The following is a 12885-nucleotide window of genomic DNA, read 5'->3' on the forward strand; positions in this document are numbered from 1 at the left end:
GTTAAACCTTCATAAACCTAAGCTTAATTAGAGTGAAAATATAAGTCATGATGAACTTTGGTAGATTTCTCTTTGTTTCTCCAAACATGCGTTGCTTGAAGCTGAAGGGGATCTCTTTAATTTTAAGTCCCTTATTTTTCTTGAGTAATTTGTAGAGAACTTCTTCAACAATATCGAAGTTCTCACATTTAAGTGTAAGCTCTTTCAGCTTTTCACCATCGTAAAGTCTAAAGCTATTTGAAACATCCTTGCACTTTATATTTAGGACAAAAGCAAAGCCCCAATTTACAATTTTACTCATTAATATCAAAATAGGGCTATTTTCTGTGTGACCACCTTCCATGTATCTTGACGCAATGATGACATCAGAGCCGTCTTTTTCATGATAGAGTTTTTTAATAAACTCTGGATGGTGCGACCCGTCAGCATCCATAAAGATAATTTTCTTTCCATTGGCCATGGATATACCTGTTCGAATAGCTGCTCCATATGTATTACCACCAGTTCTATTGAAGTACTCAACCTTAGACTCAGCGCAAGCATTTGGAGTGCCGTCCATGGAAGCTTCTGTGTCTACAACTATGACTTCATAGCTTGATGTAATTTCTGAACAGACTTTTGTGATTCTTGGCAAAAGAAGTCTTAAATTCTCCTCTTCTAGGTACGCCGGGAGAATAACGCTTAAATCTTTAGTTAATTCCATTAAATTTCTCTTTTATGTAAGTATTCTCTTAAATATACACTATTATTTTGATAAATTAATCCCTAAATAAATTCGTAAATGACAAAGAGAGTTACTGAATGCGCAGTGAAATTATTGCTAAGTCACGTGAGTTCTTTAAAGAAGAACTAAATAAGAAGAAAATTATTCCTGGAGAAAGCTACATTCCTCCATCGGGAAAAGTAATGGATGAAGATGATATGGAGTACTTAATTGATGCTTCATTAGATATGTGGCTTACTGCTGGAAGGTATCATAAGCAATTTGAAAAAGAGTTTGCTAGCTTTATGGACCAGAGATTTAGCCTGCTTGTGAATTCTGGCTCCTCTGCCAATCTTGTAGCTTTTGCTGCGCTTACTTCTCCGAAGTTGGGCGATAGACAGATTAAGCCTGGCGATGAAGTTATCACTGTTGCAGCAGGGTTTCCTACTACTGTGAACCCTATAGTTCAGCATGGTTGTATTCCTGTCTTTGTTGATGTTGAGCTTGAAACATATGAGCTTGATATATCCCAACTTGATCTTGCTCTTTCTAAAAAAACAAAAGCTGTTATGGTTGCTCATACACTTGGAAATATGTTCGATGTAAAGTCAGTTAAAGAATTCTGCGATAAGCATGGTCTCTGGTTAATAGAAGATACGTGCGATGCTCTTGGGGCAAAGTTTGATGGAAAAATGGCCGGAACATATGGTGATATCGCTACAGTTTCATTTTATCCAGCTCACCATATGACAATGGGTGAAGGAGGGGCTGTTTTAACTTCAAACCCAAGACTTAAAAAAATTATAGAATCATTTAGAGACTGGGGAAGAGACTGTTGGTGTCCTCCTGGTGTAGATAATACATGTGGTAAGAGATTTACTTATCAGCTGGGTGAACTTCCTAAAGGCTTTGATCATAAATACACTTACTCTCATATTGGGTATAATTTAAAAGTTACTGATATGCAGGCAGCTGTTGGATTATCTCAATTAAAGAAAATCAAAAAGTTCATTAAGAAGAGAAACTCTAACTTTGATTACTTGAAATCTAAATTAGAAGGCCTTGAAGATAAGCTAATTCTTCCTAAAGCAACTGAAGGTTGTGAAGCCAGTTGGTTTGGCTTTCTAATTTCAGTAAAAGAGGGGAGTGGAGTCTCAAAGCAAGAGTTATGTGAGTTCCTAGAAGACAATAAGGTTGGAACGAGACAGCTTTTTGCTGGGAACTTAGTTAAGCAGCCTTTGTATGAAGGAGTTGAGAAAAGAGTTATCGGTGAGCTTCCAAATACTGATTATATTCTGAATAATTCTTTTTGGGTAGGCTGTTGGCCGGGGCTTAATGAAGAGCATTTAGACTATATTGCTGATAAAATAAGAGAGAAGATGTCGTGAAGTATCTTATTACAGGTGGTTGTGGATTCCTAGGCTCAAACCTTGCTGCAGAAGTATTAAAAAGAGGTGATGAACTAGTTATTTTTGATAACTTATACCGTCATGGAACTGAAAAAAATCTTGAATGGCTTAGGTCGCTTGGAGAATTTAAATTCTATAGAAACGATATAAGAAATAGAGATGATGTTCAGTTCTGTATTAAGTCAGAGAAGCCTGATGTGATTTTTCATGTTGCTGGACAAGTTGCGATGACGACATCTCTAGAGAGACCAAGATTTGACTTCGATATTAACGTAGGTGGAACATTCAACTTACTAGAGGCCGTAAGGGATCATTGCCCTAATGCTTCAATCGTTTACTCCTCTACAAACAAAGTCTACGGGGATTTAGAGCATTTAGAATATCACGAAAGTGATACTAGATACTCTATACCTAAATTTCCAAAGGGGCTACCTGAGTCGATTGGACTGGACTTTACTACACCATATGGATGTTCAAAAGGTGCAGCTGATCAGTATATGAAGGACTGGGCAAAGTGCTTTGGCCTAAAAACAGTTGTTTTTAGACATTCATCAATTTTTGGGGGAAGGCAGTTTTCTACATTTGATCAAGGCTGGATTGGTTGGTTTGTCTCTCGAGCAGTCGAAACACAACGTGGAAATTTAAAAGAGCCATTCACGATTCAAGGAAATGGAAAGCAAGTAAGAGATGTTCTTTTTTCTGAAGACATAGTGAAGTGCTATTGGGCTGCCGTGGAGAATATTGAGAAAACAAAAGGTCAGTCATTTAATATTGGTGGCGGTATGGATAATAGTTTATCTATATTGGAGCTCTTTGCTCATCTTGAGAATGAGATGGGAATAAAGCTTGATTACAAAGAATTAGCACCAAGAGAAAGTGATCAGAAAATGTTCGTTGCGGATATTGCTAAGGCAAAAGAGTATTTTGGATGGGAACCGAAAGTTAAGACAGCTGAAGGTTTGAGAAAAATGATTGAATGGGTAAAAACAATTTAAGGAGATATATATGAAAGTATTAATACTTGCTGGTGGTTATGGAACTAGAATTAGTGAAGAGACGGGAATTAGGCCAAAGCCAATGGTTGAAATAGGTGAAAAGCCAATTATTTGGCACATTATGAAACACTACTCTTCTTATGGCTTTAATGAATTTGTAATCCTTTGTGGTTATAAAGGTCATTGTATTAAAGAATATTTTGCAAATTACTTCGTTAGAGAGAGTTCAGTTACTTTTGACCTTGCTAATAACTCTATGGAAACAATTAGCAGCGACGGTGTTGAAAAATGGAAAGTAACGTGCTTAGACACAGGGGATGGAACATTAACTGGTGGAAGAATTAAGAGAGCTCAGGACTTTGTTGGAAATGAGCCATTTATGCTTACTTATGGTGATGGCGTTTCTAATGTCGACATAAAAGCATTGGTTGAAAGTCACAAATCATCTAATCGTTTATGTACCATGACTGCTGTCCAGCCAGCTGGTAGATTTGGTGCACTAGAGTTTGATTCTTCTGAACAACTTACGGCATTTAAAGAAAAGCCAAAAGGTGAAGGAGGATGGATTAATGGTGGCTTCTTTGTGTGTCAGCCTGAAGTCTTCAACTATATTACAGAAGGCGATAAAACGATTTTTGAGAGATCTCCTCTTGAAAACCTTGCAAGCTCTAATGAAGTTAACTGTTATAGACATAGCGGTTTTTGGAAGTGTATGGACACGCTTGCCGATAAAAACGCATTAACTGAGATGTGGTCATCTGGAGAGGCAAAGTGGAAAACTTGGTAAATCAAAACCTCTTTGGAGGAGTATATAAAGGAAAAAAGGTTTTTGTAACTGGGCATACTGGCTTTAAAGGTTCTTGGATGTGCTTTTGGCTAACGCAAATGGGAGCAGAAGTTTATGGTTATTCTTTGGAAGCACCAACAGTTCCTAATCATATTGAAAAGCTACAGTTAAATATTCAAGAAACTATAGGGGACATTCGAGATAAAGATTCTCTGGAGTCCGCGCTAAGTGGATTTCAACCAGATATTGTATTCCATATGGCAGCTCAGCCTTTAGTAAAACTATCTTATAAAGAACCAATTGAAACATTTGAAACAAATGTAATTGGGTCGATGAGAGTTTATGAAGCTTGTAGGAAAACTCCATCTGTAGAGTCGATTGTGACAATTACTACTGATAAAGTTTATGAAAATAATGAATGGGATTGGGGATATAGAGAGAACGATAAACTTGGTGGAAAAGACCCTTATTCTGCTTCTAAAGCTGCAATGGAAATTATGACTAACTCGTATAGAGAGTCATATTTTAATATAAATAAGTACGGCTCTGATCATAATGTTCTAATGGCCACTGTTCGAGCTGGTAATGTTATTGGTGGTGGAGATTGGGCATTAGATAGATTAATTCCTGATATTGTAAAGGCCTCTGTTGATGGAAACCCTGTTTCCATAAGAAGTCCATACTCTACGAGACCTTGGCAGCATGTTCTTGAACCTCTTTCAGGATATCTGATGATAGGGCAAAAGCTTATTGAGAAAGACAAATCTTTTGCTGATGCGTACAACTTTGGGCCATCTGTTACTGAGGATGTCAATGTTGAAGAAGTTGTTACTATTTTGCGTAAGTATTGGGAGACGATTGACTATAGAATTGAGAGACCGAAAGAGGTCTTACATGAAGCAGGTCTCTTAAAGCTCGACTGTACTAAAGCATATAGAAATTTACGATGGATTCCTGTCTGGAATGTAGAAGATGCTCTTAAAAATACAATTCTTTGGTATAAAGAATATTATGAAAATAATGAGATTAAGACAGAGCTCGACCTTAATAACTATATAGCATGTGCAAAAGAGAAGTCACTTGCTTGGACAAAGTAAGAGAGCTCTGGTTAGTGGTGGGACGGGCTTCCTCGGAAGTCATGTCTCGCGATTCTTACTAAGTATTGGCTTCTCTGTAACTATAATAATAAGAAAAAGCTCATCATTATCAAGGCTTGAAGATGTCTCAGATCAGCTATCTTATATTTTAATCGATGACTTAAATTCTATAGAGCCTTCATATGATTATTTCTTTCACCTTGCGACTTGCTATGGAAGAAATGGAGAAACTAATAGTGAGATGGAGGCCATTAATATTTCTTTTCCCATGATGGTAATCGAAAAACTTTCAGAAAACTGTGTTATTTATAACTTTGGAACCTCGCTGAGTTCAGATGTTAACTTTTATGCGAAATCAAAGAATAAGTTTTATTCAAAACTCACCTCTGAGTATTCTTCTAGAACTATTGTTAACTTAAAATTAGAGCACTTTTTTGGTCCTAAAGATGGAAGCTTTATCGAGTTTTTAGTTCGTTCTTTTCAGGAGAAGGTGAACTCTATCCGATTAACTAAGGGTGAGCAGATCAGAGATTTTATATACTATAAAGATGTCATATCTGCTTTGCACTACATCTTAAAATCCGATAATTCGGGAGATTACTCTATTGGTTCGGGAAGAGAAATTCTATTAAAAGATGTTGTAGTTAAGATTAAAGAGATCGTAGGGAATAGTGTGACTCAATTAAGGTGGGGAGATGTCCCATATCGAGAAAATGAAGTTATGTACTCAGTTGCAAATACAAAAAGATTAACGGATATAGGGTGGGCTGCAGAATTTAGTCTAGAGGAAGGAATACGTGATCTACTTAAAGAAAAATAAACTAATTGCTCTTTCAAGCCTACTTGTCGCATTTATATTTCTACCATTAATAGTGAATCTAAAGGGTGTGTTGTATAACTGCTTCCATGCTTATGACCTTGGTCTTTATCAACAGGCTTTCATCAATATGGCTGATGGCAATTGGAATCCTTATCTTACTATTCGCGGATTAAATATTTTTAATGACCACTTCATGCCGATTATATTTACATCCATTCCATTCGTCTGGATTTCAAACTATAGTCCATTTTCAATGATATTTTTAGAGTGGTTTTACTATATAACCTTTATCATTGTTACATTTCTTTATGTTAAACCAAGAGGATTGGGGAGAGCTCTATTTGCAGTGTTTATGATAGTCTTTTCAAAAGGCGTTATGAGTGCAATAGAATTTCCAATTCATCCAGGAACTTGGTCAATGTTTGCTTGGTTCTTACTTGTTTATGGTATTAATAAGAAAAATAACTACTATATTATTATTTGCTCAGTTCTCGTTTGCTTATTTAGAGAATCTTACCCTTTTTCTATTTTTATGCTCTCCTTGTACTATTTAGTAAAAAAAGAAGTAAAGCTAGGCAGTGTCTTACTATCTTTCAGTGTCATTTACTTACTCTTTATTTTTAAAATAAGACCGACCTTTATTGGACCTGTGCATGATTATGGTGGCTGGATCGTAGAGGGAATTTTAAGTAACCCTATCTTATTCACTTATCAAAAAATTATAAGTATCGATTGGATGGTTCCTTTAAAAATATTTGCACCTTTCATTATTCCTGTCATTTTGATAATAAAGTCGAAGCAAAGAAAATTAGATACCTTGTTCACTCCTTGTTTTCTAATGTTGATCCCTCTTTTTGCAATACATATTATTTCTGGGAAGTTTCATTTTCACTATGGCCCACCATTTATGTCTGTGTTAATTGCTTATCTTTGCTTTGATGATGATTTTTGGAAGTTAATTGAAAATAAGAAAGTTCTATATTTAACGATTTTTTTATTTTTAATAACTAGCTCTTCTCGTTATACAAAGTTTTTTAGATTCCTTGTGTTAGGAAAAGGTAAAAACTGTCGAGTAGTTGATGCAAAGTTAGATAGTACAAAACTAATTAAAAATAAGATGAAGAATATTTCCAATGATAAAATATTTTTATCTACAGGAGGAGTTATTCAGATGATTTTAAAGCCTGGTTTAAAAGTATACCCTCCATATACTTTAGTGACCTTGCCAGATAAATTTGATTACGTATTATTTGAAAAGAATAATCATGGGGATGTTTATCCAATGACTAAAGAAGAAGTTGATCTTGCAATAAAGAAGTGCCATGAATTCTCTAATAAAGTATTAATGAATGATGATTATTTCTACTTTGCAGAAGGAGATTTTCCCAAAGAGTGTGTGAGTGTTAAATAGACTGCAGAAATACTCTAAAGAGTTATTACTGATTTGTACATTCTTAATCTTTTATGGGCACTCAATAAACCTCTGGGGTTTTTTTCATGATGGATATCTATATGCCGCGCTTGGAAAGAATTTTCCTTGGGATAGTTGGTTAATACCATCTCAATCTGCTAGCCAGTTTCATGAATTCTCTCACCATCCACCACTTTTCTTTATATTAGAGGGAGTTTTTTTCAAGCTCTTTGGAAGTAGTTTTGCTGCAGCAAGAATATTTGGGTCATTGTGGGTACTTGCTTCAGCATTGATTACCTTTCACTTTATAAAGAAAAACTATAATAGCATTCTTGCATCCGTAAGTAGCATTCTTCTTTTAACTTTACCCAGTCTAATGAAAAAGTCTCGCTTTCCTAATATGGATCAAGCTTTACTTTTTTCTTATTTAACATGTCTTTTAATCTACTTTGAAGCCTATAGAAATCGATCTTCGAAGACTATGGCGTTGAGTGGATTATTTTGGGGGTTATCATTACTGATTAAAGGACTTTCTGGAGTACTTATATTGCCTCTCGTATTTATTCATCAGTTGATGGTAAGAAAATCACTAAGGTTTCTACTGGAAAGGGAAATTTGGGTGGCCTTTATTGTTGGTGGGCTTGTTTTTTCTTTGTGGCCAATATCGCTTTTTTCAATTGGGCGATTTGATATTTTCTTAAGCTATTTGGATTTTCAATTATTTTCGACTGCAATATCTGGCAGGGGAGAGACTGAGCTTAACTTCTTTCTGTACTTTTTTCACCTACTAAAATCAGCTCCACATATATGTTTTTTAACTCTTTTAAGTGTTTATCTCTTTGTTAAAGGAAGAATTAAGGAATTCAGAGAGTTTTATTTTTTTAATTTAGTATGCGTTGTAAGTTATTTGTTGATTTTGTCATGTATGAAATTCAAGTATTCGCATTATCTTATCCCAATTTACCCCTTTCTTTCTATTTTAGCAGGGTTCTCTGTCTACTCTTTAGTTGAAAAAAATCTAAAGAGGGTGACAATATCTTATGTCGCAATTCTTATTATTTCATTTGTCGTTTTATTCCCATTAGGTGTTACAAATAAGGTTAAGCGAGATAAGGAAGTATATGAAATCTCTAAATTATTTAAATCTCTTGAAAGGGTTCCAAGAAATTGGGTCATTGTAGATAATTCATATAGCTATTGGGCAATATCTGGATTGAGTTCCTACTTGTATGGAGCAAATCCTTATAATCTAAACTCTGATGAAGCACGAAAGAAAGCCCTTAGTTTATCAGATACGCTCTTTGTAACAAGAGGAAGTCTAATGAGTTCTGAATTGAAAAAGAGCTATAAACCACTTATGTCAGTGGAGTCAGATTTAAAATTCTGGGTGCCTAAAAAATCTTTAAAGCGAAAGATTGAGTAGAGCAAAATCATAAAGGCAATTAGATAGTAGTAGTTACAAAAAGCCTGCTTACCAAAAAGAAAAACGATACAGTAGTTAATTACTATAAAAAAAAGAAGATCTGTAATACTTGAATGAGCTTTCTTCATTAAGTAAATGGCCCCAAGAACTGTAGGTGTGAAATATATTATACCGGTTAAATAACCAGGGATTTTAACCTTATAATGAAAGAAGAGCCAAGAGTACCAAGAGAGAGAGTCTCCCCTTGGTTGATATTTGAGTACATCTAGAAGAGTTGTTTGAAGAAAAGAATCATAATCCCAAATTAAAAATGGGAGAAAAACTAAAAGAGAGCTGGTAATAGCAATTAAGGTATACTTTGCTGCTCCAAGTAAGCTTGAATTCTTGTAGACATAGAAGAATGAAAGAATGGCCAGGAAGATATTGTACTGCTTCGTTGCACATAATAAACCAAGTGCAATTGCTGCATAGGAGAACTTTTTTAAGTTTAGGAAGAAAAAAAGTATGCAAAGCTGAAGTATAATTAAGTTTTCCGTCCATGTTTGTTCAAGAACAAAAAATGTAACTGGGAATAAAGACCAGAGTAAAGGAAAGGACTTCGCTTGAAGTCGACTATAGCCAAGCTTTAGTGATAATCTATAAAGAATTAATAAAGTAAGTAATTGAAAGAATATATAAGAATATCTCACATCTCCAAAAATCCATTTGAATGGACTGAGTGATAAGAGGACTCCTGGCCAGTATACATATCCAGCAACATAACCATATCTCCCTTTAAAGATATCAGTATAAGATTGAATATATGGGTTAAGTCCTTGTTTCAGAAAATCTGCTCCCTCCATTGTTACGACAAAGACGTCAGTGATAGGGTTTGACGATGAAACTATTGTTAATATGTAGGACATAGCTATAAGAATAAATGAGATTGAAAAAATGCGATTAAGAATTAACCTCTTTTTTATGTTTGAAAAAAAAAGTAGTGTGTAGATTGATCCTGTGAAAATAATTCCACTACATAGCTGTATACCTAAAAGAGCATATTGGTTTGTTGGGTAAAATAGATCAGGCTTAAGTGAAAGAATAAGACTAAAGATTGATGTCAGGATTGGAGTAATTTTTTCATTGAATGAATATTTAATATTTTTAAAGTGAAGCAATGTGAAGACGACAAGAGCTGTAGACAAGTAGATGAGGTGGCTAGTTTTGATAAATCCATGAGTTCTTCTAAGGCTATATGCAAGAAGACAGAAAAATATTAATGGGAAATAAAACTTTATGTTTAGTTTTATTGAGTTATTCATTTAGGCACCTATATATAGTCCAAGCTTTAGATCTCTTTAGTACTTTTTTAAACATATTAGTGAACCAATTGGGGTAAGTGCTAAACTCTTGAACACAACTTTTCATTTCAAAGAAATTAAAATCGGAGATTTTCTCAACAAGAAACCAAGTTTCTTTTTCTGACAGAATCGCTTTTTCAGTTTCTTCGTCAGAGTTAAGAGTTATGAACTTAATATTATTCTTCAGATAAATTTTTAGAACATCTCTTTGGTGATTTTTATATGTATACAACGTATTGATTCTGTCACTTTTCTTATATAAGAACTTATATATGTCTATTGGGGTATAAGCTGGTTTTAGAGATGATATAAATAAGAAAATCAGGTTTACAACGATACAAAGAGAAAAGACCTTCTTGAGCCACTTCGCATTTAAATAGTGGGAATATTTCTCAAAAATAAAAGCACATACTATAGGAATAAAAATAGTGAGAGGAAATATGTATCTCAGTTCTTTGTGCCCTATTGCTGAGTGTAGAGCAAAAACAGGGAGAGTAATCCAAGTTAGAATATTCTTAGGGTACTTTAACCAGAGAGTAAGAAAAGCTAGGATAATTGCAATACTAAATGGAGGCACACCTTTTGAAAAAGTCTTACTGATGTAATAATACCATGGAGAAGTTCCAAACCCACTTGAAACATTTCTAGTGAACTCTTGGTAAAGATAATTCCAGGTACTATAAGTGATTTCTCCATAGCCCCAAGTATCAAAGCCGATAGTAAATAGAATGGATATCAGTGTCCCACTCAGTATCAGGAGAATAGACTTCAGCTTAATGTCGCCAAAAAGATATAGCCATAGAATTAGAAAGAAAGGCATTGGGGCGAGAGGAATTCTGAAGTTTACAGACATCCCAAGTAGGAAGCCTCCTACAATGGACTGCAAAACAGGAATGGAACTTTTCTTATTAAGAAGAGTTGCTTTAGCTTCTCTGACATTTTGAATATGTGACTTTTCAACTAATAGCATTAGGGCGATTGCAAAAACATTCATGCCGAAGTTCTCAGCTGTTGTTCTCGCGTGTATAAATGGGAAGAACCAGAGACCATAGAATAATATATTCGCAAAATTTTGCGATTGAGTAGATTTTAAGAAACTCTTGGAGAATATAGAGAAGCGGTACAATGTATAGAAAGAAAATGCAGAGGTCACTAATCTAAGTATAAAAGTTAAAATAAATGGGTTTGTTAATCCAAGTGTATAAAAGGGCTTTAGTAGAAAATAGTACAGTCCAGGCTGAACCCAATTTCTAATTTTTACAGGGTATTCCCAGGAAAGCTCATCTATAGGGTATTGACCAAGCTTAACGAAAACATACCTTAACATTCCTAGGTGTTCGTCTGGGCGGTGGAATCCTTCTGAAAATATAACCGCTAGGATGTGAAAACCAATACTGAAGATCAATAACTTTTTAAATAATTCTTTGGAGTCACTATTTATTAATTTTTCAAACATTAGTTCTTGCACCTGAAAATTGACCATAATTCAGAACGTGAAATCCAACTTCCAATATTAATACTGAGGGTCCACTGAGGTATACTCATATATTGTATTTCACATAAAGAGTTATTTATAAGCTTAAAGTAGTTTTTTCCACGACTAGCGAAGACTAGAATTTCTTCGTTATTTATTAATAGATCTCTAATATTATTTTCTAGTTCGTGTTCTGAAATAAACTTTTCAGTAGGGTAGTGAAAATTATAAAAATGCATATCCAGTGCAGCAACTCCATAAGGCTTCAAATCTCCAACAACGTAAACCTCTTTGAAAGGGTTGTTATATGCCCATTTGTAGAATGGTATTGAAGTCTGAACTGGTCTTAAGATAGCTTGCCCCAGCAGTATAAGGTTTACTGTAAATACTAATTTTAAAGAAAATTTAGATAGTTTAGATTGTTTAAATTTGAACTCATCTAATAGAAGTATAAGCATAACTGGGAAGTAGATTAGAATAGGGAATAGAAACCTCAGCTCCTTATGGGCCACGTAGCTGTGTACAAAGAAAAAAGAGAGAGTTAGCCAAGTTAGTTCATGCTTCCACTTTCTCATCCAAAATATTAACCCTGCAATAATAAGAGGTAATGATATAGGAAATACACCTTTTTCAAATGTACTTTTAAAGTATCCCCACCATGGACTTACTCCCCATTTATTTGCAAGTTTAAGAACTATATTTTGATGGTAGTACCAATAGGGCGCTAGGGTCCACTTCCCATACCCCCAATAGTCAACACCTATCCCAAGAAGTATGGCAAAGACTACTCCAAGTGATAATACGAATAATGATCTAATTGTTAGTTTATGAAATATTAGGGCCCATAAAAAGCAGAATAGAATCATAAAGCCAATATGATATCTCATTTGAAAAGAGAGTCCCATAATCAGTCCGATTATTAGGGAGTGGTGCACTTTGAGGTCTGTCTTTTGATAACTATTATCAATTATTTTATAAAGCAAAAGACAAAAGCCTATAGTAAATAATGAGCCTCCGACTGCTTCACTCGATGTTCTGGCATGTATGAATGGTATAAACCAGAGCAGATTTAGTAGAATAATTATCCACTTCTTTTGCCATTCTTTATTGGAGATCTTTAAGGTGTAGAGAGAGAGGAGAATTATGGAATAAAAGCCTACTAGCGAGGATATAAGTCTTAGTATAGTTATCCAAACAAATCTATTTTCAATACCTATAAATTGCAGTGATTTAATAACTGGGTAGTAGAGAAAAGGCTGAATCTAAGGCCTCATAGTCTCCCCGTATTCCATTGTTAGTGCAGACTCGGGGGTAATACCTAACTTAAAACTTAAAAATTCTATGATTTCAAAATGCTCATCATATTGTAGATAGCCTTCCGAAAAAAAAGCGGCGATTAAATGTACAATAAACCCTAGCAAGAACC

General features: G+C 34.7%; 11 protein-coding genes. 7 read left to right on the forward strand and 4 right to left on the reverse strand.

Annotated features, from left to right (window positions below; translation table 11 throughout):
* Window position 1 precedes the first annotated feature (1 nt).
* Window positions 2–703, reverse strand: coding sequence for a glycosyltransferase (locus BMS_RS01835; RefSeq protein WP_014243084.1), 702 nt, complete (start codon window positions 701–703; stop codon window positions 2–4).
* A gap of 98 nt (window positions 704–801) precedes the next feature.
* On the opposite strand from BMS_RS01835, the gene rfbH reads away from it, so the two are divergent.
* Genes rfbH through BMS_RS01870 form a run of 7 tightly spaced genes read left to right on the forward strand, consistent with a single transcriptional unit; the run spans window position 802 to window position 8645 of the window.
* Window positions 802–2091 carry a lipopolysaccharide biosynthesis protein RfbH gene (gene rfbH, locus BMS_RS01840; protein ID WP_014243085.1) on the forward strand — a complete coding sequence of 430 codons (1290 nt, stop codon included), beginning with the start codon at window positions 802–804 and terminating at the stop codon, window positions 2089–2091.
* Window positions 2088–3107, forward strand: coding sequence for a GDP-mannose 4,6-dehydratase (locus BMS_RS01845; RefSeq protein WP_014243086.1), 1020 nt, complete (start codon window positions 2088–2090; stop codon window positions 3105–3107). The genes rfbH and BMS_RS01845 overlap by 4 nt, the downstream gene beginning before the upstream one ends.
* Window positions 3108–3117: 10 nt before the next feature.
* On the forward strand, window positions 3118–3894 hold the full coding sequence (gene rfbF / locus BMS_RS01850) for a glucose-1-phosphate cytidylyltransferase (RefSeq protein ID WP_014243087.1): 777 nt from the start codon (window positions 3118–3120) through the stop codon (window positions 3892–3894).
* The gene (rfbG, locus tag BMS_RS01855; protein ID WP_157868217.1) at window positions 3879–4991 is read left to right on the forward strand and encodes a CDP-glucose 4,6-dehydratase; all 1113 of its coding nucleotides are present in this window, start codon (window positions 3879–3881) and stop codon (window positions 4989–4991) included. The genes rfbF and rfbG overlap by 16 nt, the downstream gene beginning before the upstream one ends.
* Window positions 4957–5811, forward strand: a complete 855-nt coding sequence (locus BMS_RS01860) for an NAD-dependent epimerase/dehydratase family protein (RefSeq protein WP_014243089.1) — start codon at window positions 4957–4959, stop codon at window positions 5809–5811. Before rfbG ends, BMS_RS01860 begins: the two co-directional genes overlap by 35 nt.
* Entirely contained in the window at window positions 5789–7222 is a 1434-nt protein-coding gene (locus BMS_RS01865) for a DUF2079 domain-containing protein (protein WP_014243090.1), read from the forward strand. Before BMS_RS01860 ends, BMS_RS01865 begins: the two co-directional genes overlap by 23 nt.
* Entirely contained in the window at window positions 7212–8645 is a 1434-nt protein-coding gene (locus tag BMS_RS01870) for an ArnT family glycosyltransferase (protein ID WP_014243091.1), read from the forward strand. Before BMS_RS01865 ends, BMS_RS01870 begins: the two co-directional genes overlap by 11 nt.
* Here BMS_RS01870 and BMS_RS01875 read toward each other — a convergent pair.
* From BMS_RS01875 to BMS_RS01885, 3 genes are all read right to left on the reverse strand, one after another.
* Entirely contained in the window at window positions 8567–9550 is a 984-nt protein-coding gene (locus tag BMS_RS01875; RefSeq protein ID WP_157868218.1) for a hypothetical protein, read from the reverse strand. The genes BMS_RS01870 and BMS_RS01875 overlap by 79 nt on opposite strands.
* A 388-nt stretch (window positions 9551–9938) precedes the next feature.
* Window positions 9939–11441 carry a glycosyltransferase family protein gene (locus BMS_RS01880; protein ID WP_014243093.1) on the reverse strand — a complete coding sequence of 501 codons (1503 nt, stop codon included), beginning with the start codon at window positions 11439–11441 and terminating at the stop codon, window positions 9939–9941.
* Complete coding sequence (locus BMS_RS01885) at window positions 11441–12721, reverse strand: glycosyltransferase family protein (protein WP_083885931.1); 1281 nt, start codon at window positions 12719–12721, stop codon at window positions 11441–11443. Before BMS_RS01885 ends, BMS_RS01880 begins: the two co-directional genes overlap by 1 nt.
* Between the last annotated feature and the right edge of the window lie 164 nt (window positions 12722–12885).

Origin of the sequence: Halobacteriovorax marinus SJ (assembly GCF_000210915.2) — a bacterium.
GTDB classification, from domain to species: Bacteria; Bdellovibrionota; Bacteriovoracia; order Bacteriovoracales; family Bacteriovoracaceae; genus Halobacteriovorax; species Halobacteriovorax marinus.

Coding starts and splice junctions, on each gene's coding strand:
- BMS_RS01835 (WP_014243084.1), bottom strand. CDS start 703: ATGGAATTAACTAAAGATTTAAGCGTTATTCTCCCGGCGTACCTAGAA.
- rfbH (WP_014243085.1), top strand. CDS start 802: ATGCGCAGTGAAATTATTGCTAAGTCACGTGAGTTCTTTAAAGAAGAA.
- rfbF (WP_014243087.1), top strand. CDS start 3,118: ATGAAAGTATTAATACTTGCTGGTGGTTATGGAACTAGAATTAGTGAA.
- BMS_RS01875 (WP_157868218.1), bottom strand. CDS start 9,550: ATGTCCTACATATTAACAATAGTTTCATCGTCAAACCCTATCACTGAC.
- BMS_RS01880 (WP_014243093.1), bottom strand. CDS start 11,441: ATGTTTGAAAAATTAATAAATAGTGACTCCAAAGAATTATTTAAAAAG.